Annotated in this window: 22 protein-coding genes; 12 read left to right on the top strand and 10 right to left on the bottom strand. The window is 65.1% G+C overall.

Translation table 11 applies throughout. The features are described from left to right. Positions 1-8: 8 nt before the first annotated feature. From ACS13N_RS22005 to ACS13N_RS22015, 3 genes are all read right to left on the bottom strand, one after another. Positions 9-1,169 carry a cytochrome c oxidase subunit II gene (locus tag ACS13N_RS22005; RefSeq protein ID WP_438933719.1) on the bottom strand — a complete coding sequence of 387 codons (1,161 nt, stop codon included), beginning with the start codon at positions 1,167-1,169 and terminating at the stop codon, positions 9-11. A 233-nt stretch (positions 1,170-1,402) separates the two neighbouring features. Continuing rightward, positions 1,403-1,915 carry a hypothetical protein gene (locus ACS13N_RS22010; protein WP_438933720.1) on the bottom strand — a complete coding sequence of 171 codons (513 nt, stop codon included), beginning with the start codon at positions 1,913-1,915 and terminating at the stop codon, positions 1,403-1,405. Positions 1,916-2,015: 100 nt separating this feature from the next. Next, complete coding sequence (locus ACS13N_RS22015) at positions 2,016-2,483, bottom strand: DUF3293 domain-containing protein (protein WP_438933721.1); 468 nt, start codon at positions 2,481-2,483, stop codon at positions 2,016-2,018. Positions 2,484-2,615: 132 nt separating this feature from the next. Here ACS13N_RS22015 and ACS13N_RS22020 point away from each other — a divergent pair, with 132 nt between their 5' ends. Then, positions 2,616-3,071, top strand: a complete 456-nt coding sequence (locus ACS13N_RS22020; RefSeq protein ID WP_438933722.1) for a universal stress protein — start codon at positions 2,616-2,618, stop codon at positions 3,069-3,071. A gap of 124 nt (positions 3,072-3,195) precedes the next feature. After that, positions 3,196-3,894 carry a YceH family protein gene (locus tag ACS13N_RS22025; protein ID WP_438933723.1) on the top strand — a complete coding sequence of 233 codons (699 nt, stop codon included), beginning with the start codon at positions 3,196-3,198 and terminating at the stop codon, positions 3,892-3,894. 47 nt (positions 3,895-3,941) lie between these two features. Here ACS13N_RS22025 and edd read toward each other — a convergent pair whose 3' ends face one another. Beyond that, a complete protein-coding gene (edd, locus tag ACS13N_RS22030) occupies positions 3,942-5,780 on the bottom strand; it encodes a phosphogluconate dehydratase (RefSeq protein WP_438933724.1) in 1,839 nt (612 codons plus the stop codon). A 376-nt stretch (positions 5,781-6,156) separates the two neighbouring features. On the opposite strand from edd, the gene zwf reads away from it, so the two are divergent. From zwf to ACS13N_RS22050, 4 genes are all read left to right on the top strand, one after another. After that, positions 6,157-7,626, top strand: coding sequence for a glucose-6-phosphate dehydrogenase (gene zwf / locus ACS13N_RS22035; RefSeq protein WP_438933725.1), 1,470 nt, complete (start codon positions 6,157-6,159; stop codon positions 7,624-7,626). Continuing rightward, entirely contained in the window at positions 7,626-8,330 is a 705-nt protein-coding gene (pgl, locus tag ACS13N_RS22040; protein ID WP_438933726.1) for a 6-phosphogluconolactonase, read from the top strand. Before zwf ends, pgl begins: the two co-directional genes overlap by 1 nt. Next, positions 8,311-9,366 carry a glucokinase gene (locus ACS13N_RS22045; RefSeq protein WP_438933727.1) on the top strand — a complete coding sequence of 352 codons (1,056 nt, stop codon included), beginning with the start codon at positions 8,311-8,313 and terminating at the stop codon, positions 9,364-9,366. Before pgl ends, ACS13N_RS22045 begins: the two co-directional genes overlap by 20 nt. 114 nt (positions 9,367-9,480) lie before the next feature. Then, a complete protein-coding gene (locus ACS13N_RS22050; RefSeq protein WP_438933728.1) occupies positions 9,481-9,855 on the top strand; it encodes a CzcE family metal-binding protein in 375 nt (124 codons plus the stop codon). Here the strand turns inward: ACS13N_RS22050 and ACS13N_RS22055 are convergent. After that, positions 9,840-10,697 (bottom strand): MurR/RpiR family transcriptional regulator, encoded by an 858-nt coding sequence (locus ACS13N_RS22055; RefSeq protein ID WP_438933729.1) that lies wholly within the window; start codon positions 10,695-10,697, stop codon positions 9,840-9,842. The genes ACS13N_RS22050 and ACS13N_RS22055 overlap by 16 nt on opposite strands. Positions 10,698-10,903: 206 nt before the next feature. Between ACS13N_RS22055 and ACS13N_RS22060 the strand changes: the two genes are divergently transcribed. The 3 genes from ACS13N_RS22060 to ACS13N_RS22070 all read left to right on the top strand — a co-directional run bounded on the left by ACS13N_RS22060 (position 10,904) and on the right by ACS13N_RS22070 (position 14,799). Continuing rightward, complete coding sequence (locus ACS13N_RS22060) at positions 10,904-12,628, top strand: S53 family peptidase (protein ID WP_438933730.1); 1,725 nt, start codon at positions 10,904-10,906, stop codon at positions 12,626-12,628. 104 nt (positions 12,629-12,732) lie between these two features. Beyond that, positions 12,733-13,479 carry a response regulator transcription factor gene (locus tag ACS13N_RS22065; RefSeq protein WP_438933731.1) on the top strand — a complete coding sequence of 249 codons (747 nt, stop codon included), beginning with the start codon at positions 12,733-12,735 and terminating at the stop codon, positions 13,477-13,479. A 3-nt stretch (positions 13,480-13,482) separates the two neighbouring features. After that, positions 13,483-14,799, top strand: a complete 1,317-nt coding sequence (locus ACS13N_RS22070; RefSeq protein WP_438933732.1) for an ATP-binding protein — start codon at positions 13,483-13,485, stop codon at positions 14,797-14,799. Between the two features lie 15 nt (positions 14,800-14,814). Here ACS13N_RS22070 and ACS13N_RS22075 read toward each other — a convergent pair whose 3' ends face one another. After that, positions 14,815-15,798: an AraC family transcriptional regulator gene (locus ACS13N_RS22075; RefSeq protein ID WP_438933733.1), complete on the bottom strand. Its 984-nt coding sequence runs from the start codon at positions 15,796-15,798 to the stop codon at positions 14,815-14,817. A 139-nt stretch (positions 15,799-15,937) separates the two neighbouring features. Between ACS13N_RS22075 and ACS13N_RS22080 the strand changes: the two genes are divergently transcribed. Both ACS13N_RS22080 and ACS13N_RS22085 read left to right on the top strand, forming a co-directional pair. Next, positions 15,938-16,918 carry an alpha/beta hydrolase gene (locus ACS13N_RS22080; protein WP_438933734.1) on the top strand — a complete coding sequence of 327 codons (981 nt, stop codon included), beginning with the start codon at positions 15,938-15,940 and terminating at the stop codon, positions 16,916-16,918. Positions 16,919-17,176: 258 nt separating this feature from the next. Further along, positions 17,177-18,649, top strand: coding sequence for a DegQ family serine endoprotease (locus ACS13N_RS22085; protein ID WP_438933735.1), 1,473 nt, complete (start codon positions 17,177-17,179; stop codon positions 18,647-18,649). A gap of 56 nt (positions 18,650-18,705) precedes the next feature. On the opposite strand, the gene ACS13N_RS22090 is transcribed toward ACS13N_RS22085, so the two are convergent. Beyond that, entirely contained in the window at positions 18,706-18,804 is a 99-nt protein-coding gene (locus tag ACS13N_RS22090; protein ID WP_438933736.1) for a helix-turn-helix domain-containing protein, read from the bottom strand. A gap of 24 nt (positions 18,805-18,828) precedes the next feature. Between ACS13N_RS22090 and ACS13N_RS22095 the strand changes: the two genes are divergently transcribed. Beyond that, on the top strand, positions 18,829-19,125 hold the full coding sequence (locus tag ACS13N_RS22095) for a hypothetical protein (protein ID WP_438933737.1): 297 nt from the start codon (positions 18,829-18,831) through the stop codon (positions 19,123-19,125). Here ACS13N_RS22095 and ACS13N_RS22100 read toward each other — a convergent pair. The 3 genes from ACS13N_RS22100 to leuC form a co-directional block, all read right to left on the bottom strand. Beyond that, positions 19,109-20,428, bottom strand: coding sequence for a 2-hydroxycarboxylate transporter family protein (locus ACS13N_RS22100; RefSeq protein ID WP_438933738.1), 1,320 nt, complete (start codon positions 20,426-20,428; stop codon positions 19,109-19,111). The two genes, ACS13N_RS22095 and ACS13N_RS22100, sit on opposite strands and share 17 nt — an antisense overlap. A 98-nt stretch (positions 20,429-20,526) precedes the next feature. Continuing rightward, positions 20,527-21,189: a 3-isopropylmalate dehydratase small subunit gene (gene leuD / locus ACS13N_RS22105; protein ID WP_438933739.1), complete on the bottom strand. Its 663-nt coding sequence runs from the start codon at positions 21,187-21,189 to the stop codon at positions 20,527-20,529. Next, positions 21,182-22,588: a 3-isopropylmalate dehydratase large subunit gene (gene leuC, locus ACS13N_RS22110; RefSeq protein WP_438933740.1), complete on the bottom strand. Its 1,407-nt coding sequence runs from the start codon at positions 22,586-22,588 to the stop codon at positions 21,182-21,184. Before leuC ends, leuD begins: the two co-directional genes overlap by 8 nt. Between the last annotated feature and the right edge of the window lie 54 nt (positions 22,589-22,642).

Raw genomic sequence — 22,642 nt, forward strand, 5'->3', positions numbered from 1 at the left:
TCTCCTCGCTACGGTTTGGCAGCCGCGGCTGCAGCGTCGCCACCTTGCGCCTTGATGTACGCCACCAGCGCTGACAGCTCCTGCTCGCTCAGATCGAAGTTCGGCATGATCGGCGCGAAGCCTTTCACCACGCGCGCTTTCGGGTCGCGGATGAACGCACGCAGATAGGCGTCATCCGCCGTTGCCGTTGAGCCGTCGGCCATGGTCTGGGTGGAGCCGTACAGGCCCTTCCATGTGGGGCCAACACCAGGGCTGCCGTTGATCGTGTGGCAGGCGACGCAGCCCTTGGCTTGCGCGAGCGCCTTGCCCTGGTCGGCCAACGCCTGGGTGCTGCCGCCTGCGGTGGCCGAGGCGGCCTGCACCTTGGCTTGCTGGCGTTGCTCAAGCGTCGGTTGCTGCGCCAGCCAGCGCGCGAACGCGGCTTCGTCTTCCACCACCACCACGCCGCGCATGTTGGAGTGACCGATGCCGCAAAGCTGTGCGCACAGGATGTCGTAGCGGCCCGCCTTGGTGGGCGTGAACCAGAACGTGGTGACCATGCCCGGCACCATGTTCATGCGTGCGCGGAATGGCGGCACGTAGAAGTCATGCAGCACGTCGCGCGAGCGTGTCAGCACCTGGATCGGGCGATTCAGCGGCAGGTGCACCTCGGCGGCGTCGATCAGGTGGTTGTCGCGCCCGTTTGGGTCGTTGGGGTTCAGGCCGAATGGGTTGTCGTCGGAGATGTAACGCGTGTCGGTCGTGCCGAGCTTGCCGCCCGCGCCGGCAAAGCGGAAACGCCATTGCCACTGCTGGCCGAGCACTTCCATCTGCAGCGCGTTGGCAGGCGGGCGCACATAGTCGGCATAGACGAACAGGCCGGGTGCCAGCATCGCTGCCACGCCCACGGAGGTGATGCCGATCAGCCACCACTCCAGGCGGCGGTTGTGTGGCTCGTACGTGGCGCGGTGGCCGTTGGGGTTGCCTTCCCTGTGGCGATAGCGCAGGAGCGCCGCGACGACGAAGAGATTGATGGCGATGAACAGCGCACCGGTAATGACGATGGTGATCGTCAGCGTGTCATCCATGCGCACCCAGTTGGACGCGATCGGCGTGATCCACCACGGGCTGACAAAGTGAAACCCCACCGCCAGCACGACGATCAGCACAAGCGCAATCGCAAGGGCCATGGGCACCTCCCGCCGAGGATCTGCCTCAACACGCTAAAGCTAGGCTAGGTCGCTCATCTGGATCGTGCAAGGCAACGAAAGGAGGACGCGCACCCGGCATACGGATTGCGCCAACACACGTCGTGTGTGCTGCGATGCAATGTAAAACGGCCGCCTCCGGCATGTGGTGCCGCAGGCGGCCGTCTCCTGATGGCACCGGGTGTCTTGCGGCGCCGCAGGAAAAAAACGGCGCGTCAGTGCATCGTTTCCTGGGCGCGCCGCTCCAGCATGCCGTACGTGAGCGCCGTTACCGCGCCAAACAGCAGGTTCGCCAGCAATGGCCCCGACCCGCGTTCCGATGCAAACCAGGGGAACACCGCCGTCATGCCGTAGAAGTTGACCACGTACGCCACGATCCCAAACGCCAGCCCGATGGCGGCGAGCATGCCCATGCTCGAATCGAAGTGGAACGGTGCGATGATGGCCCCGAGAATCATCCCCATGATGGCGCCCAGCACGAAGTGCAGCACCAGCGCGGTCGCCACGATGCCGAAACTGAACAGCGACATCTGCTCCAGCGCCCCTTGGCCCATCACCATGGCCGCGATCTTGTGCGTCGGGCGCCAGGGGCTTTCATTGAGCACCATGGTCGACCAGAAGAACTCCAGCACGATGACCAGCGCGCCACCCACGATGCCCGACACGGCAGCAGCCATCCAGTCGGGCATGCGGCGCTCCCAATGATGCGATTGCATATGCAGTTCCATACGAACCTCCTGCTGATGTATCCGCGTCAGCACTTAAGCATCGGAAGCGCCACTCGCAGTGCTCCAAAGCGCCACTCGCGTCAGTGCGTTCTTGCGTAACTCAGTCTGGCAGATACGGGTGCCAACGCAAGGTACAAAAACCCTGCGCATCGCACAGCACTACCGCGTTCTGTTCGAAGGTCAACATCAGGGTGTCGGCGATGGTCGGATCGTCGATGAAGAGCAGCAGGCTGGGCTCTGGCGCCCACGCATTGGATGTGCCCGCAGGCGTGTCTTCAGGTGGGCAGCCCTCGCCAGTGAGCCATGGCATGCCGCGCGCGATGGCCCAGGCAAGCAGCTCGGCCTGGCGCGCGGCGTTCTCTTCTGCAGAGACCGGGTGGGAGAACGGTTGATACGCCGTCACGAATACAGCCCATGGTGCTTCTGCCTGCGCGAGCAGCGCGGCCACTTGCGGGCTGGCGGCGTCGATGGGTAGCAGCACATCGCCTTGCGGCGACGCGACGCGATACCAAGCGCTGCGGTAAGCCGCGATCAACTCAGGTGTGGGAGCAGGTGGATAACGGTGCATTGTTGTGTCACTTAGTGACGGCCATCTGATTTGGCGCAACGCAAAAGGGCTGTGGATGTCACAGAATACGCATGTGCCGGCACAGCCGTGCCATCGCAAACATCCCCAACCACTCTCCTGCGAGGCTTGAACATGTACAAGAAGATCCTGGTCGCCGTGGACGGCAGCGAAACCAGCAAACTGGCCCTGGCCGAAGCCGTGCGCCTGGCCAAGGCTTTCCAGAGCAGCGTGCGCGCCGTGTATATCGTCGACAGCCCGGCCATGCTGTTTGATGTTGGCTACTACGACCCGAGCGAGCTGCGCAAATCGTTCATCCAGGCTGGCACGGCGCTGCTGGCGGATACCGCAGCAACGCTCACCACGGCAGGGCTGCCGCAGGAAACGGCGCTGGTAGAAACCGAAAACGTGGGCGAAGACGTGGCTGCCGCCCTGCAGCGCGACGCCGTACAGAGCGGCGCTGATGTGGTCGTGATCGGCACGCATGGCCGCCGTGGTCTGGCGCACGCCATGCTGGGCAGCGTGGCCGAGAAGTTCATCCGTCAGGCCACCACGCCGGTATTGCTGGTGCGCGGGCCGGCCAAGGGCTGACGCTGCACCAGCCCGATGGCGACGGGTGCCTTCGTCTATGCCGGATATCATGTTGGGATCACAGGCCGCGGCCTAACAGGCGCACGACCGGCCTCGCTCCCAACGCATCCGTCGCTATCCCATCATGAACGTCAATCCCGACGCCCCTGCGCGCCGCGCCATTCGCACCCTCACTGCCCTTGAAGGACGCGTGCTCGGCGTCCTGGTCGAAAAGCAGCACACGGTGCCCGACACCTACCCGCTGACGCTCAACGCGCTGGCTGCCGGCTGCAATCAGAAAACTGCGCGCGCCCCGGTGATGACTGTCACCGAAGCCGAGATCCTCACGGCCATCGACGGACTGAAATCGCTGAGCCTGGTCATGGAAGGCAGCAGCAGTCGCGTACCGCGCTTCGAGCACAACATGAAGCGCGTGCTTGGCATGCCAGATCAATCCGTCGCGTTGCTTACCGTGCTGCTGCTGCGTGGCCCGCAGACCGCCGCCGAGTTGCGACTGAACGCTGCAAGGCTCCACGCCTTTGCCGACATTTCGTCCGTCGAAGCGTTTCTGGAAGAGATGGCGCAAAGCGATCCGCCGGCCGTCGTGAAGTTGCCGCGCACGCCCGGCGAGCGTGAAAGCCGTTGGATGCACTTGCTGTGCGGTGAAGTCACGCAGACCGACATGCCACAGGGTGCTGCCGGCGATGAGGCCATCGCGCCTTCAGAGTTCGAAGCGCTGAAAGCCGAGCAGAAACGATTGGCCGACCAGGTGAGCCGGCTTCAGGCGCTTGTCGAACAGATGGCTGGGGAGTTGGGCATCTCGATTGACACGTCGACGCTGTGACCGGGCGTAGTTCGCCCCGGAACAGCGCCGACGCGCACTGCGCCAACTTACGCCCCTGCAGACACGAACAACGTGCAGGCGCCTTCTTCCGCCGCCGACACATTGCGGCGGAAGCCCGAGAACAGGTCCCGACCAACACCCGCGTGGTAGTGCGCCAGGTCTGGCGTCGTGACTTGACGGGCATTCCATTCCGCTTCCGGCACACGCACCGACAGCGTGCCGGCTTCGGCATCCAGCACCACGACATCGCCATCGCGCACGCGCGCCAGCGGCCCGCCGTTGAGCGCTTCCGGCGTGATGTGAATAGCGGCCGGCACCTTGCCCGATGCGCCCGACATGCGGCCATCCGTGACCAGTGCGACCTTGAAGCCGCGCTCTTGCAGCACCGATAGCGTGGGCGTGAGCTTGTGCAGCTCGGGCATACCGTTGGCAGCCGGGCCCTGGTACGGCAGCACAGCAATGAAGTCGCGCTCCAGTTCGCCGGCCTTGAAGGCGTGGATCAGGTCGTCCTGGGCATGGAAGACGCGCGCCGGTGCTTCCACAAAGCGATGCTCGGGCTTGACCGCCGACACCTTGATGACCGAGCGCCCGAGGTTGCCGTCCAGCACGCGCAGGCCGCCATCGGCCGAGAACGGCTCGGCCACGCCGCGCACGATGTTGGTATCGAGCGAAGCCGCGGCGCCATCGCGCCACACCAGCGTGCTGTCTTCCAGGAAAGGCTCCTGCGCATGACGGCGCAGGCCCTTGCCCATGACGGTGGTCACATCGTCGTGTAGCAGACCGGCATCGATCAACTCGCGAATCACGATCGACAAGCCGCCCGCTGCCTGGAATTCATTCACGTCCGCCTTGCCGTTCGGGTACACGCGCGCCAGCAGCGGAATCACGCCCGACAGATCGTTGAAGTCGTCCCACGTGAGCAGAATGCCCGCCGCGCGCGCCATGGCAATCAGGTGCAGCGTGTGGTTGGTCGAGCCGCCCGTGGCCAGCAGGCCGACGATGCCGTTGACGAACGCACGTTCGTCCAGCACGTCCGCAATGGGGGTGAACTGATCGCCACCGTAGACGAGCTTGAGCACCTGGCGGGCAGATTCTCGCGTGAGCGCTTCGCGCATCGGCGTGCCCGGGTTGATGAACGCGGTGCCCGGCAGATGCAGGCCCATGACTTCCATCAGCATCTGGTTGGAGTTGGCTGTGCCGTAGAACGTGCAGGTGCCGGCGCCGTGGTACGACTTGGATTCGGCTTCGAGCAGGTCGGCGCGCGAGAGTTTGCCCTCGGCGTAGCGCTGGCGTGTTTGGGCCTTCTCGTCGTTGCTCATGCCGGTGGTCATCGGGCCAGCGGGCACAAAGATGGCCGGCAGATGGCCGAACGACAGCGCGCCGATCACCAGCCCCGGCACGATCTTGTCGCACACGCCCAGGTACAGCGCGGCGTCGAACATCTGGTGCGACAGCGCCACGGCGGTCGACAGTGCAATCGTGTCGCGCGAGAACAGCGACAGCTCCATGCCGTCCTGCCCCTGCGTCACGCCATCGCACATGGCCGGCACACCGCCGGCATATTGCGCGGTGCCGCCGGCTTCCAGCGCGGCTTCCTTGATCCACGCCGGAAACGCTTCCAGCGGCTGGTGCGCCGACAGCATGTCGTTGTACGCCGAGACGATGCCGATGTTCGGCCGCTCCAGCGCCTTCAGGCGGATCTTCGCCTCGCCCGGCATGGCCGCAAAACCGTGGGCGAGGTTCGTGCACGACAGCAGCGAGCGCTCGACCTTGCGGCCGATGTTCTTGCGCGTGACATCCAGATAGGCCTGACGGGGGCCGCGGCTGCGGTCGATGATGCGCTGGGTGACGTCGGCCACAACGTTGTGCAGGCGGTGCAGGGCCATGCTGGTTCTCCTGATGGGGTCCGGGGTGGGACGGAATTCTGTAATTTTCCTACAAACGGGCAGATCGTGGAGCAGGGTTTTCCACAGGTGCCCGTGACTCCCTGGCGGCTGAGCACGCGAATTGCGTGCCCGAAGAAGCGCCAAGGGTCCGGCTATACGCCACTCCAGGCGTCAGGCGGTCGGTCGGAAAGCATTGCCTGGGCAGTCGCAACAACGCCTTGCCTGTGATGTAGTAATACTACAAAATGGGCGAGAAAAGCACGTTGTACCGCTAGCCGCCACAAAACGCGCTCACAATGAATCAGCGTGATTCCTGCGCGATTCGTGCATGTTTCCTAGGCTAGCCTAATCAGTGGCTCACACACAGGAGATGACGATGTCGGTGCCCGCATTCGACATGGTGTTGTTTGGCGGTACGGGCGATCTTGCCCGCCGCAAGCTGATTCCGGCCTTGTTCGATGCGCACCAGGGCGGCGAGCTGCACCCGCGCGGGCGGATCTTCGCCATCGGCACCCAGCCGCTGGAGACTGCGGGCTACCTGGCCCTGCTTGAGCGCGAAACGCGGCCGACCATGCGCCTGTACTCCGGCGCCCCCGTTTCGGATGACGCTTGGGCATCGTTCGCCAAGCGCATCGTCTATCAGCAGGTGGATGCCCGTAAGCCCGAGCACTTCGATGGGCTGGCCGAAGCGCTGGGCGCAGATCGCGCGCCGGTGACCGTCTGCTACCTGGCCACCGCTCCCGGCATTTTCATCGACATCTGCGCGCAACTCGCCCGCGTCGGCCTGAATACGCCCAACGTGCGGCTGGTGCTGGAAAAGCCGCTGGGCACCGACCTGGCATCGAACGAGCGCATCAATTCCGCCGTGGCCGAGTACTTTGCCGAAGAGCAGATCTACCGGATCGACCACTACCTCGGGAAAGAATCCGTCCAGAACCTGATGGCGATCCGCTTTGGCAACGCGCTGTTCGAGCCGCTGTGGCGCCGCGAGTGGATCAAGGACGTGCAGATCACCATCGCCGAGCAGCTTGGCGTGGAAAAGCGCGGTGACTTCTACGACGGCGTCGGCGCACTGCGCGACATGGTGCAGAACCACTTGCTGCAGCTGCTATGTATCGTCGCCATGGAGCCGCCGTCGAGCCTGTCGCAAGACGCCATCCGTGACGAGAAGCTCAAGATCCTCAAGGCGCTCAAGCCGATCCCCCTGCAGGAAGTGCCGGAGAAGACCGTGCGCGGCCAGTATCTGGAAGGCGCCATCGCCGGGCAGCCGGTGCAGGGCTATCTGCACGAGCAGGGCATTCCGCCCGACAGCCGCACCGAAACGTTTGTCGCCATCAAGGCGGAGATTGCCAACTGGCGCTGGGCCGGCGTGCCGTTCTACCTGCGGACCGGCAAGCGCATGCCGCAGCGGCTGGCGGAGATCGTGGTGCGCTTTCATGACGTGCCGCATGCGCTGTTTCCCAAGCCGCTGATCCAGTTTCCGGAAAACCGCCTCGTCATTCGCTTGCAGCCGGAAGAGAGCATCCGCCTGCAGTTCCTGACCAAGACGCCTGGTGCGGCACTGGGGCTGCAGCCTTCCACGCTGGACCTGGATTTCACCAACCACGGCGGTGTGCGCCATGCCGGCGCGTATGAGCGTCTGCTGATGGACGCCGTCAACGGCAAGCTGGGCCTGTTCGTGCGCCGCGATGAGCAAGCCGAAGCGTGGCGCTGGGTCGAGCCGATCATCGAAGCGTGGAACGAAGTCCGCATGCCGCCCAAGAGCTATACGGCGGGCAGCTGGGGCCCCGCGGCATCGAGCGCGCTGCTCTCGCGCGATGACGCCGCCTGGCACGAGGAGATGTGATGACGATGCAGTGGCATGCCGTGGCCGACGCGCAAGCACAAGTCGCGCACTTGGCAGAAGCCATTGCCAGCACGCTTGCGCGCGTGATCGACGAGCAGGGCAGCGCTTGCCTGGCGGTATCCGGCGGGCGCTCACCCATCGCCTTGTTTGCCGCGCTGCGCGCGCTGCCGCTGCGCTGGGCCGATGTGTCGATCACGCTGGTCGACGAGCGCGCCGTGCCGCCCGAGCATGCCGACAGCAACGCACGCCTGGTGCACGAGCATTTGCTGCAGGACGCTGCTGCTGCCGCGCGTTTCTTTCCTCTGGTGTTGCGCGCGCACGTGCATGGTGATTCCGTGGATGTCGACGCGTGCGTGGCTACCGCCAACGATCCATTCCAGCAACCGGACGTCGTCATTCTCGGCATGGGTGACGATGGGCATACGGCATCGCTGTTTCCCGATGCGGCAGAACTGGATGACGGCATTGACCGCAAGCACGCGCCTGCGTATTTGCCGGTGCGCCCAGGTGCGGCGCCGCATCGGCGCATCAGCCTGAACCTGTCGGCGCTGTGCGCGGCGCGGCAGTTGTTCCTGTCGATCACGGGGCCGGTCAAGCGCAAGGTATTTGACGAGGCTGCACAGGGTGCGGCGCAGCGTGCGCTGCCGGTGAGCTACGTCATTCATCAGCGGGAGGTACCGCTCGATGTCTATTGGACTGCATGAGGTGAGCACGGGCACCACGGCCGGTGTGACGGCCTACCCGCGCCTGGTGGCTGACGTGGGCGGCACCAACGTGCGCTTCGCGCTGGAGATGGCGCCCATGCGCCTCGCCCACATCGGCGTGCTGGCCGGTGATGACTACCCCTCGCTCGAGGCGGCCATGCGCGCGTATCTTGCGGCGCTGCCGCGTGAGATTGCCGCCACGGGTGTCAGGCATGCCGCCATCGGCATCGCCAATCCGGTGCTGGGCGACCAGATTCGCATGACCAACCGCGACTGGGCGTTCTCCATTGAAGCGATGCGGCGTGCGTTGGGCTTTGACACCTTTGTCGTACTCAATGACTTTGCCGCACTGGCGCATGCGCTGCCGTACCTGCCGGCCGATGAGCTGGAGCAAGTGGGCGGTGGCGCGAGCCTGACCGATGCGCCGCGCGCGCTGCTCGGTGCGGGCACGGGCCTGGGCGTGGCGTCATTGCTGCCCACGCCGGACGGCCGCTTCATCGCCGTGGCGGGCGAGGGCGGCCACGTTGCTTTCCCGCCGATGAACGACGAGGAAGTCGCCATCTGGAATTTCGCGCGCGACCGCTTCGGCCACGTGTCGGCCGAGCGCTTGGTTTCCGGCATGGGGCTGGAGCTGATCTACGAAGCGCTGGGCGCGTGCTTCGACCTCTGGCAACAAGGCCCCGCCGTACGGCGCGCCGCAGACATCACTGCCATCGCCCTCGGCGAGGTGGAAGACAACCTGGGCGATCACGCGCGCTGCCGCTACGCGGTCGACACGTTCTGCGCGTTCCTGGGCACTATCGCGGCCAATCTGGCGGTCACGCTTGGTGCACGCGGTGGCGTGTACATCGGCGGCGGCATCGTGCCGCGTCTGGGCCCGACCTTCGCCAACTCGCCATTCCGTCGGCGCTTTGAAGACAAGGGCCGCTTCTCGGGCTATGTGGCGTCGATGCCGGTGTATGTGATTCACTCGCCGTACCCCGCGCTCATCGGCCTGTGCGCGGCGATGGACCACGCGGTCGCACAAGGGCATTGATCGCGCCCGGATGTGGTTGCGGTAGATGATGCGTTTGTCATTTGCGCGCCACCTTGCCGTTGGCGGCGGCCTTCTACGCTGATCCTGTCTCTGACACGACGACAGGAGTTTGCGATGACCTTCTCTGCTTCCTACGTATTGCCCGCCGCGCTTTCGCTTGCGGCGTTTCTCAGTGCCAATCCGGCGTTGGCCGTCACGCAGATGACCGTGCAGGAAGCTGCCCGGCCGGGCGCTTACTCCCACCTGTTCGGCACGCCCGCGGATGCGAAGACGGTGACGCGCACAATCGAACTGCGCGGCCAGAGCGTCGTGCGTGTGTCATCGGGGGAGACGGTGGCGTTCAGCAGCGGAGCGCAGATCGGCGCATGGAATTTCACGCCGCGCGCTGACAGCACGACCGTGGCGCTCAGCGAACTGTTGCCCGCCATACCCGGCGGTGCGCAGGTATATGTGTTGATTGACCGCAGCCCGATCTACTCGGGCAACTGACGGTCTTGCGGAATGGCGCTGCCCTTGCGCAGCGCCACTTCCAGCACCAGCGCATCGAGCAGCGCCAGGTGCAGCAGCCGCGCCACCATGGAGCGGTCGGCCACATTGGTGTCCACGTCGGCGGGTAGCACTACATCGGCCAGTGCGGCCAGTGCGCTGTCTGGCGCTGTCACGGCAATCACGCGCACGCCCAGTTCACGCACGCGCTCCACGGCCGTCTGCAATTCGGGCAGCGCGCCCGACTTGGAAATGGCGATCACCACATCGCCCGCCTGCAACACGTTCAACGACATCGACACGAGGTACGGATCACTGTACGCATTGGCGGGAATGCCGTAGCGGAAGAACTTGGTTTGTGCATCCGCTGCCACCACGCCGGAGCTGCCGAAGCCGTACAGGTCGATGCGGTGCGCGGCATCGACCAGCGCAACGGCCGCTTCCAGCACCTGTGCATCGAGCCGGTCCTGCAATGCAGCGAGCGCGTCGATGGTGTTCTGCAGTACGCGCGTGCCAAGCGGCGGTGTGGCGCGTTCTGGCGCGGCACCGCGTGCACTGTCATGCGCAACGTCGCCGAGATTGCCTTGTGCCAGCCGCAGCTTGAAATCCGACAGACCGTGGCAGCCCATCGAGCGGCAGAAGCGGATCACGGTCGGCTGACTGACACCGGCCTCACGTGCGATGGCGGCCACCGGCAGGCTCAGCACCGTGCCGGGCTGGCGCAGTACCCAGTCGGCCACTTGACGCTCGGCCGGCGACAGCGACGCACGCGCGGTGCGGATGCGCTCGCGCAAGTCGGTCGAAGCGTTGGCGGGAGCGGGGGGAGTGGCTGGCAGGGCGCTCATCTGCGCGCGGGTGTCTGGTGGTCGATCGCGTCACGATAAAGGCAAGCGCAGCCTTGCGCAACCGCCTGCTTAGGTGTGGATGGCTCCGCCCGCAACTGTATGTTTTTGCACTGTTGCAGGGGCGAGGTGATGGATACGGTGAACGACGCCACGGGCGCCACAAGCGCGGTGGCTCCACAACGTCGTACTCCTAAAAGGGACATCCGATGAACCGTACTGCCACCCCCATGCAGCATCTTTCCTCCCTATGCCGTCACCTGGTCCGCGCATGGCCGCTGGTGCTGGCGACGGGTTCCGTGCATGCCGCTACGGATTGGGTCGATACCCACACAAAGGCTTTCGTCACAGGCCCCCAGCTCATGGCGCGCGGTGCCGCCAACGAGGTCGCACCTGGCCAGACCGCCGATGTGCTGATCAGCCTCACGCCGCGCAACGAGGCCAAGCTCAAGGCACTCGCGCATGACGTGAACGACCCCCGCAGCCCGCACTATCGCAAGTACCTCACGAGCGCGCAGTTCCTGGCCGATCACGCACCCACCCAGGCGCAGGTCGATGCCGTGGTGAACTATCTGCGCCAGAACGGCTTCATCGATATTGAGGTGGCGCCCAACCGGCTGCTCGTGTCAGCACGCGGTACGGCGGGCACGGTCAAGACCGCGTTCAACACACCGCTGGTGCACTACCAGTTTGCAGGCCGCAGCGGTTTTGCCAACAGCGGCCGCGCTCAGGTGCCGCGTGCGCTGGGCGGCATCGTAGGGTCCGTGCTGGGGCTGCAGAACGTGACGCGCGCCCGCCCGCTGCTGCGCGTGGGTGACGTGGCAGAAGCCCGCACGCTGGCCGCCGGTACGGCTACGGGCCACTATCCGAAGGAATTCCCGGCCTTGTATGGCGCCACCGGCGTGCCAACGGCCAGCGGCACCACCATCGGCATCATCACCATTGGCGGCGTGTCGCAAACGCTGCGCGACCTGCGCACCTTCACCAGCAGCAACGGCTACGCCACCGTTGCCACGCAAGCCATCAAGACCAACGGCACGAGCGGCAACTACGCCGATGACCAGGACGGCCAGGGCGAGTGGAACCTCGACAGCCAATCCATCGTGGGTGCGGCCGGTGGCGCGGTCGGCAAGCTAGCGTTCTACATGGCCGACCTGAACGCGCCGGGCAACACGGGCCTGACCAAGGCTTTCAACAAGGCGGTGTCGGACAACACGGCCAAGATCATCAACGTGTCGCTTGGCTGGTGCGAGAACGACGCCAACGCTGACGGCACGCTCAACGCCGAAGAGGCCATCTTCACCACGGCCGCAGCGCAGGGGCAGACGTTCTCCGTCTCTTCCGGTGACGAGGGCGTGTACGAGTGCAACAATCGCGGCTATCCGGACGGCGGCAACTACAGCGTGTCGTGGCCGGCATCGTCGCCGCACGTGCTGGCCATTGGCGGCACAACGCTGTACACCAGCGGTTCGAGCTTCGCCAGCGAAACCGTGTGGAACGAGGGCCTGGATGGCAACGGCAAGCTGTGGGCCACGGGCGGCGGCATCAGCCAGATCCTGCCGGCACCGAGCTGGCAGGGTGGCAATGCGCGCCTGCTGCCTGACGTGTCGTTCGATGCCGCGCAGAGCACCGGCGCCTACATCTACAACTACGGGCAACTGCAGCAGATTGGTGGCACCAGCCTGTCGTCACCGATCTTCGTGGGCTTCTGGGCGCGGTTGCTGGCGGCCAACGGCAACCTGGGTTTCCCGGCGGCGCGGCTTTACAGCGCCATTCCGGCCAACGCCTCGCTGTTGCGGTACGACGTGGTGTCGGGCAACAACGGCTATCAGGGCTATGGCTACAACGCCGCCCAGGGGTGGGACTACCCGACGGGTTGGGGCAGCCTGAACATCGGCGTGCTGAACCAGTTGATCCAGTCGGGCGGGTTCTGATGCGGTGATGATGTGGCGGGCAGTCTTGCGCGAAGCGTGAGCTGCCCCCATCGCTCACCCGGCAGTTCTACAATGAGCCTTCCCCGGCTCATTTTTGGTTTGTCATGCGCGTGCTGCTCGTAGAAGACGACGACATGATTGGCGACAGCGTGCGCAAGGGTTTGCGCCACGACGGCTTCGCCATCGATTGGGTGCGCGACGGCGAGGCCGCCGTGCAGGCAGTGACGGCGCCCAGCGCCGCATCTGGCACCGCGGGCGCAGAACCCGGCACCTCCATGTTCGACCTCATGCTGCTCGATCTCGGCCTGCCCAAGCGCGACGGGCTGGAGGTGGTGCGTGAGGTGCGCCAGCGCGGGATCGCCATCCCCATCCTGATCCTGACCGCGCGCGATGCGGTGGCCGACCGTGTGGCCGGCCTCAATGCCGGTGCAGACGACTACCTCGTCAAGCCGTTCGACCTGCAGGAGCTGGCCGCGCGCATGCATGCGCTGCTGCGCCGCCAGGGCGGCCGGGCCGATCCGCTCATGCGCCACGGCGAGGTGCTGCTCAACCCCGTCACGCGCGAGGTGCTGCGGGCGGGCCTGCCGGTCAAGCTATCGGGGCGCGAGTTTGCCGTGCTGCATGCGTTGCTCGCACGGCCCGGCAAGGTGTGGTCGATCGCGCAGCTGCAGGACAACCTCTACGGCTGGGACGAAGAGGTCGGCAGCAACACCGTCGAGGTCTACATCCACGCGCTGCGCAAGAAACTTGGCAGCCACTTCATCCAGAACATTCGCGGCGTGGGGTATGTGATTCCACGTGAGGCGCCCACGTCGCCTGCGGAACCTGCCGACGACAAAGACCACCAATAGCGCATGCATTCAATTCGAAAAACCCTGCTGTGGTGGCTGGCCGGTGGCCTGCTGGTGGGCATCGTCATTGCCACCGGTTTGATCTACGCGCAGGCACGCCAGGAAGCCAATGCGCTGTTCGACTACCAGATGCAGCAGGTGGCCGCCGCGCTGCCGAGCCAATGGATCGACCCGCCACCGCCCGCGCTGGCCGCCATCGCGGGTGATGACGATGTGGTGATCCGCATCTGGGACGATACTGGCCGCAGCCTCTATCTTTCGCACGCGCGTCCTGACTTGCCCGCGCGCGCGGCGCTGGGCTTCTCCGATGTGCGTACGCCCGAGGGCACGTGGCGGGTCTACAGCGTGGCCTATGGGCCGGCTGTCGTGCAGATCGCCCAGCCGTATAGCGCGCGGCACGAGGTGGCGGCCCGCATGGCGCTGCGCACCGTGGCGCCGCTGCTGATCCTGCTGCCGCTGCTGGGGTGGATGGTGTGGCTGGCCGTGGGGCGCGGGCTTGCGCCGCTGGGCTCGGTGGCCAAGCAGGTGCAGACGCGCGATGCGGCGGCGCTGTCGCCGTTGCCCACGCACGGTTTGCCCGATGAAATCCGCCCGCTGACCAACGCATTGAATGACCTGCTCGCGCGGCTCGGTACGGCGCTTGCGCATCAGCGCGCATTCGTTGCCGATGCCGCGCACGCGCTGCGCACGCCGCTGGCTGCGCTCAAGCTGCAGTTGCAGGTGGCCGATCGCGCGGAGAGCGAAGACGAACGCCGCGCCGCGCATGCCGATCTGCACCGCGGCGTGGAGCGCATGATCCGCCTCGTTGGCCAGTTGCTGACGCTTGCGCGGCAAGAGCCGGGGGCTGCCGATACGCAGCGCGCACCGGTCGCGCTCGATGCCGTGGCGGCCGACGTGGTGGCCGAGCTGTCACCGGCAGCGGTGCACAAGGGCATCGATCTTGGTATCGCCATGGAGTCGCAGCCGGCGTCCGTCAGCGGCAACGCCGATGCGCTGCGCGTGTTGTTGGTCAACCTGATCGACAACGCTCTCAACTACTGCCCGCGTGGCGCGCGTGTGGATGTGTCCACCGGACACGCGCCTGATGGCGGCGTGCAGCTCGTGGTGGAAGACAACGGCCCCGGCATCCCCGCCGAGGAGCGCGAACGCGTGCTCGACCGCTTCTATCGCCCCGCACAGGCGCCCACCGGCGGCAGTGGCCTGGGCCTGGCGATCGTGCGCGAGATTGCGCAGGCGCATGACGCCACGCTGGCACTGGAGGCACGCGAGGGCGGCGGCCTGCGTGTGGTGGTGCGGTTTCCCTTCAAGGCCTACGCGTGATCGTAGGCGGCTGGCCTAGTCGGTATTGCATCGGCGCCACTGCATCGGCGACATCTCGTATCGTCCCTTGAAGGCGCGGCTGAATGCCGCCTCGGACGTGTATCCGACCCGGTTTGCGATATCGGAGATCGGTGCGCGGCTGTGCCGCAACAACTCAGCGGCCCGATCCAGGCGCCAAGTGGTGAGATAGCTCAAGGGTGCCTGGCCCACGACACGCTGGAATCGATCGGCGAACGCCGAGCGGGACAGGTTCGACAACGCGGCCAGATCATGGACCGTCCATGCCCGGCCAGGATCGGCATGCATGGCAGACATCGCGGGGTTGATGCGCTCGTCGATTGCCCCCGATAACCAGCCGTGGCCGGTCATGCCATCGGTCGCCCAGGTGCGCAGCAGCTGAACAAAGATGACGTCGAGCAAGCGGGAGATCATCGCGGCGGCGCCTGCGCGTGGCTTCAATGCCTCGTCGAGAATGAAGTGGCAACTGAGGTCCAGCCACTCGAACGGCCGTTCCCGCAAGCCCTTCAGGATCAGCACCGGCGGCAGCACGGACAGCAGGCGTTGCGACAGCACACCATCAAAACCGAAATCGCCGCACAGCCAGGTGGTGTCTCCCTGCCCGAGGGTCAGGCGCTCCCGATCGTACTGTTGTCGTGCCAGATCCGTGAGGAGATTGGCGGGGCGTCCCGCACGGTCCGAGATGACGTGGCCATGGCCATGCATCAGCATGACCAGATCGCCCTGCGAGGCTTGAAACTGCGCTTCGAGCCCCTCCACCTGGATCGCCACGCTCCCGCTTCGGATGATGTGCAGCCGGCATTTGCCTGCCGGAAACCGCATCCCAAACGGGGCCGATGCCGCGCAGGTGAAGACCGTGTTGCCGCGCACCCGGATCAACTCCAGCACGTCGGAAAACGCATCGCGCTTGAAGGCGAAGGGGTCTGCTCCAGCGTCCAGTTCCGTCGGCGTTTCAGCAAAGAATCCCGGCTTTTTGATCATGTCACGTATTCGGATGGCCACTATGATGGACGCATCATTTGCACGAAGCGGCCTCGATGTCAAAGGCGATTTTTCTGGTGCGTAGCGTGGGTATTCTCGGATTGCCGGGCCATCTTCACGATCGCTGAATCAGGCGGGAATGTTTTATCTCAAGGGGATGGTCATGTTGATGTTCGATGAGCGGAAGGCCCAGGCTTACGCCGCAAAGCGGGTGTGTCGTTCCATATTGCTTGCCGGTTTGCTGGCTGGCGCCACGGCATGTTCTGCGCAGCCTGCAGCGCAAGCGCCTGCCACGGAGGCCGCGTCCGGAAATGCCGTGTCGGCAACGACGGGAACCCAGCCGGTTTCGCATCCCAAGACGATCATGTTTGTGCACGGCATGTTCATGACGCCCAAGGCATGGGACAACTGGCAGGCCTATTTCCAGAAGCTGGGTTACACCACCATCGCGCCGGCGTGGCCCCTGCATGATGGGCCGCTTGAACAGCAACGCACGCCGCAAGCCCAGGCCGCGTTGGGCAAGCTGACCCTGGATGAGGTGGTGGAAAGCTACCGGAAGGTGCTGCGTCAGCTTCCGGAAAAGCCCATCGTGATCGGGCATTCCATGGGCGGGCTGGTGGTGCAGAAGCTGCTGTCGGAAGGGTTGGTTGCCAAGGCCGTGGCCATCGATTCGGCGCCGGCGTCGGGCCTGATCGTGGCGAAATGGTCGTTCATCAAAAGCAACTGGCCGGTGATCAGCCCGTTCGAAAGTGCCGACAAGGCCTACTCGCCGTCTTTCGAGGATTTCCAGTATGCGTTTGCCAATTGCGTGCCGGAAGCTGAAGCCCAGCAGATTTACAAGGACTATGGCGTGCCCGAATCACGCCGAGTCGGGCGTGGCACCAGTGAAAAGGTGGCGAAGATCGATTTCAGTCAGCCACACAATCCTCTGCTGATGATTGCCGGTGAAGACGATCACATCATTCCTGCCGCCCTCAATCTCAAGAATTTCAATCAATACAGCGACAAATCCTCGGTCACGGATTTTCATGAGTTTCCGGGGCAATGCCATGTGCTGATCGTGGATCAGAAATGGAAAGACGTGGCGGACTACGTCAAGAACTGGCTGGATAGCCACTGATTGCCCCCGCATCCAGCGGCATGAAAAAGCGAGCCCACGTTGGCTCGCCGGGCAAGGGGCAGATGGGCCGCAGCAATGCCAAGCGGCGCATCCGACCCTTGTGTGCGCTTGCTTCCTGCGTGAACAGGCCTTCGGGCTCCCGCCCGAACCTCGCTTAAGTCTCGTTTAAGTCTGCCCGCCTACGATGCCTGCAACCGATGGGCACGGCAGACGACCCCGCCAGCCGTGGCCCTCGCACCAGCACGAGAGGACACGACAATGACACGTCAAACCCTGGCACGCAGCGCGGCTGGCTTGGCCGCCGTGATCGCCGTTGCGGGCGGCTATGCCTATCTGCAGAAAGACATGATCTCGCACGCGGTGGCCGCACCAGTGGCGACTGCCGCTGCGCCCGCGGCCGCCATGGCGCCGGTGGCGATGGCCGCGCCGATGGACTTCTCCGGCATCGTCGAGCGCTACGGCCCGGCGGTGGTCAACATCAGCACCACCGCGCATGCCCAGCGCACCAGCATGCAGGGCCTGCCGCCCGGCATGAGCCCGGATGATCCGTTTGCCGAATTCTTCAAGCGCTTCATGCCGCAGATGCCGCAGCAGCGCGGCGACCAGATCGTGCGCGGACTGGGCTCGGGCTTCATCGTCTCGGCTGATGGGCTGATTCTCACCAACGCCCACGTGGTGGACGGCGCGCAGGAGGTCAACGTCAAGCTGACTGACCGTCGCGAGTTCAAGGCCAAGGTGCTGGGCGTAGACAAGCAATCGGATGTGGCTGTGCTGCGCATCTCCGCCAACAACCTGCCCGTGGTGCAGATCGGCAATCCGGCCAACACCAAGGTGGGTGAGCCGGTGGCGGCCATCGGCTCGCCGTATGGTTTTGATAACACGGTGACGGCGGGCATCGTGAGCGCCAAGTCCCGCTCGTTGCCGGACGATACATACGTGCCGTTCATCCAGACCGATGTGGCCGTGAACCCCGGCAACTCGGGCGGTCCGCTGTTCAACGTGCGCGGCGAGGTGATCGGCATCAACTCGCAGATCTACAGCCAGACCGGTGGCTACCAGGGCCTGTCGTTTGCCATTCCGATTGATGTGGCGATGAAGGTGGAGCAGCAGCTCGTGTCCACCGGCAAGGTCACGCGAGGCCGCCTGGGCATTGCGGTGCAGGAGGTCAACCAGTCGCTGGCCGATTCCTTCAAGCTGCCTAAGCCCGAGGGCGCGCTGGTCAACTCGGTCGAGAAGGACGGCCCAGCCGCCAAGGCTGGCTTGCAGACCGGTGACGTGATCCTGCAGATCAACGGTGCACGCATCGACCACTCGGGCGACCTGCCGGAGCAGGTGGCCGAGATCAAGCCGGGTACCACTGTGCCGATGCAGATCATCCGCCAGGGTAAGCCGACCACGCTGTCGGTGACCGTGGGCGCGGCCAAGGATGCGAAGGTGGCGTCCAATGAAAAGGCGGCCCCTGATCAAGGCCGCCTGGGCTTGGCGGTGCGTCCGCTACAACCGGAAGAGAAGCGTCAGAGCGGCTTGCCTGGCGGGCTGGTGGTGATGGATGCGACGGGGCCTGCAGCAAAGGTTGGCATCCAGCCGGGTGACGTGATCCTGTCGCTCAACGGCACGCCGGTGTCGTCTGCGCAGGAACTGCGCACGCTGGTGGATCGCGCCGGCAAGCACGTTGCGTTGCTGGTGCAGCGGGACGACACGAAGATCTTTGTGCCGCTGGATCTGGGCTGACGTGGGTTGAGGCTTGTGTCTCAGATGGCCGGTCCTTTGGGGCCGGCCAATTTTGTTTACCGCGCAAGGCTCGGTGCCGTACCCGTCCACCGCTTATAGGCCTGCGAGAACGACGACAGGTCACTGAAGCCCAGCACCTGGGCAATCTCCTTCATGGACAGGCGCCGCTCCCCAATGCGATGACGATCGCTTTTCTCAGCAGCTACATGTCCTACCAGCCTGCGACGGAGCCGGAGGATTTCGACATCTGCCCGATCCTGCTGACCCAGCCGGCGGCAGATCGCTGGACGCCCTTGCATCTCAGCGAGCCATTCCTCAACCGTATCAAGAAGGTGCCGGTGAAGGTCGTCATGCTGGAGAACGCGGGGCACTATCCGCTGGAACAGCCGGGGCTGTCGCAGATGGTGAATGCCATCGACGCGTTCTACCGTGCAAGCGTGGGTCTGGAGTCGGCGCCCGTCAGTGCAGCACCTTGAGCAGAAGCGTCGCGCAGACAATCATGGCCGCCCCGCCGATGCGCGTTGAGATCTGCGCGAACGGCATCAGCCCCATGCGGTTGGAGGCCGAGAGGATGGCCACGTCACCCGTGCCGCCCAGCCCGCTGTGGCACGCGGTGACGATGCCCGATTCCACCGGATACATCCCCAGCCATTTGCCGACGAAGAAGCCCGAGCCCACTAACGCCAGCACCGTCGCCGCGCAGATTGCGAAGTAGCCCGGCGTGAAGGCGGCTACCAGCTCCTTCCACGACACGAACAGCGCGCCCAGGCCGACCAGGATGGCGAACGTCAGGTTGGTCGAGACGAAGCGGTACATCTGGTAGGCGCCCAGCTCCATCTTCTGCGGCAGCACCTTCGATACTTTCAGCAGTGCCGCGCTGATGATCATCAGGATCGGCCCCGGAATGCCCGTGGACTGCGCGAGCAGCGCCCCGAAGATGAAGAACGCACAACTGATCATGAGGCCCGCACCCATGAGGCTCAGGTTGATGGGCACATCGGTGTGGCTGTTGCTGAGCAGGTCGGCATCCTTACCGGACTTGACCAGATCGCCATTGCCGCTGAGGTGCGGCCGCTTCTCGCCCAGGGTCTTGAGTACACCGCTCGCTAGGATGGCGACCACGTTGCCGAGCAGCGCTGCCGGCACCAGCATGGCGATCAGTTCCGCCTGCGGCCGGCCCAGAATCTCCGAATAGCCGATCGACAGCGGCAGGATGCCTTCGCCAATGCCGCCTCCAACGATGGGGATGACGATGAAGAAGAACGTGTGCTTCGGGTCATAGCCGAAGAACAGGCCCACGGTGATGCCTGCCGCGATGGCCGCCAGCGTGCCCACCAGCAGCGGGATGAACATGCGCATGAACCCCTGCACCAGCACCCGGTGGCTCATGCCCAGGATGCTCCCGGCCACCAGGCAGGCGATGTACAGATACTGCAGGTTGGCCGTCTTCATAGTGGTGGTGAGCGCCTTCATCATCTCCGGGTCGATCACCTTGTAGCCGACCAGCGCCGACGGCACGAACAGGCACAGGATGGCCGCGCCGCCAATGTGTTTGAACACCGGCAGCCGCGCGCCGATCTCGCCCAGCAGGAAGCCGAGCAGCATCAGCACGGCAAAGCCGCCGATCATGTCATTGGGCAGCTTCTTGTTGAGCGCCGCCAGCACGGTGATGGCGGCCATCGTTACGTACACGGGCAGCGGCAGTGGCCCGATCTTGCAGTCGACGAGCGTGCGCCATAGGCCGGCACGCGTGTCTTGCGCCTGGATGGACGCTTCCATGGTTGTCTCCTGGTTGGACGCACGGCGCGCCTCGTCTTGGGCGAGGTGGTGAAGCGCCGGCGCTGTCTGTGCGTGTTGAAGAGCGTGCAGGGCCAGCCTCAGAGGCTGCTGCCCGGTGCCATTGCCGCGAGGCGCGCGCGCGTGGTGGCCGCAACATCGCGCAGCCAGGGGCGCGTTTCCCAGTGCGTCTGCTGGAAGGCGTCGATCTCGCCCCAGCGCGCCAGCGTGGCGCCGATCATGTCCAGGCCATGCAGGAACATGTGGCGATGGCGCTCGGACAACGAAAACGTTGCCTCGACGCTATGGCTGCGCACGGTCATCGCTTCCACATCGATGGCGATATGGTTGGTGGCGGGGTTGGATACGTCAGCCAGGATGCGTTCGACGACGGCCGGGTCGAGCATCACCAGCAGCAGGCGGTTGTTCATCGCGTTGCTGTAGAAGATCTCGCCAAAGCTCGGCGCGATCACGGCCCGGATGCCGAACTGCTGCAGGCCCCACACGGCGTGCTCGCGGCTGGAGCCGCAGCCGAAGTTGCCGCCACCCACCAGGATGGAGGCACCCTGATATGCCGGTTGGTTGAGAACGAACGCGCTGCGCGGTTGGTGTTCGGCGTCGTAGCGAAGGTCGTAGAGCAGGCCCTTGTCGAGACCGGACTTGTCGATGCCGCGCAGGAACTGCTTGGGCATGATCTGATCGGTGTCGAGGTTGGGTGTGGGCAGCGGCGCAGCGATGCCTTCGATGCGTTGGGTATCAGACATGGGCGGCCTCGGTTTGTTGTGCGTGCAGTTGGCGGACGTCGGTGATGCGGCCGGTGATGGCCGCGGCGGCCGCCATGGCGGGGCTCATCAAGTGCGTGATGCCGCCGCGCCCCTGGCGCCCTTCAAAGTTGCGGTTGGTGGTGGAGGCACAGCGCTCGCCGGGGGCGAGAAAGTCGTCATTCATGGCCAGGCACATCGAGCAGCCCGGCTGGCGCCATTCAAAGCCGCTGGCCCGGAGCACGTCGGCAATCCCTTCCTGCTCGGCTTGGCGGCGCACCGCGCCCGAGCCGGGCACGACCATCGCGCGCACACTGGGCGCCACCTTGCGACCGCGCACGATGGCTGCGACGGCACGCAGGTCTTCAATGCGCGCGTTCGTGCACGAGCCGATGAACACGCGCTGCACGGGCACGCCTTCGATGGCCGTGCCGGCCTGCAGGCCCGTGTAGCGCAACGCTTGGGCGGAGGCCGCGTCCGGCTGCGGGATCGTGCCCGTTACGGGAATCGCCTGATCGGGGCTGGTGCCCCATGTCACGTACGGTGCAACGTCGCGGGCGTCGAAGCGGTGCTCGGCATCGAACCGCGCATCGGCATCGCTGAACAGTTGGCGCCAGTCGGCAAGCGCGGCGCTTGCGTGCGTATTGGCCACGTCGCGCGCATGTTCAAGCACGTAGCGCGTGGCTTTGGCGTCCGGCGCAATGAGTGCCCCGCGCGCGCCGGCTTCCACGGCCATGTTGCACAGGGTCATGCGCGCTTCCATGGAGAGCGCCGCAATCGCGCTGCCCGTGAACTCGACCACGTAACCGCGCGCACCCTGCGCACCGATACGGCTGATGATGTGCAGGATCAGGTCTTTGGCGGTGGCGCCGCTGCGCAGTTCGCCGTCTACGTGGATGCGCATGTCTTGCGCCAACCGGTAGACCAGCGTTTGCGTGGCCAGCACGTGCTCGACCTCCGATGTGCCGATACCGAAGCCCAGCGCGCCGAATGCGCCGTAGGTGGTCGTGTGGCTGTCTCCGCAGAGCACGACCATGCCGGGGCGGATCATGCCCAGCTCCGGCGCGATGACGTGCTCGATGCCCTGCAGCGCGTCGTTTGTATTGAACAAGACGATGCCGTGCTCGCTGCAGTTCTTCGCCAGGTTGGACGCCTGCAGCGCAGAAGCCGGGTCCTGGATGACGCGCACACGCACCGGGTGCGTGGGGATGATGTGGTCGACTACGGCCATCTGCTGGCCCGGTACGGCGACGGGGCGACCCGCCCCCTTCAGCCCGGCAAAGGCTTGCGGGCTGGTGTACTCGTTCATGATGTGCAGGTCTGCATAGAGCAGCACGTTTTGCGCATCGAGCTGGGCAACGGTGTGCGACTCCACCAGCTTTTGATACAGCGTCTTTGCCATGCTTCCTCCAATTCGGGTGGCCGGCCGTACCTATCGGTATCGGGCCCGGTCCAC

The organism is Ralstonia sp. 24A2 (assembly GCF_051783885.1).
Classification (GTDB): Bacteria; Pseudomonadota; Gammaproteobacteria; order Burkholderiales; family Burkholderiaceae; genus Ralstonia.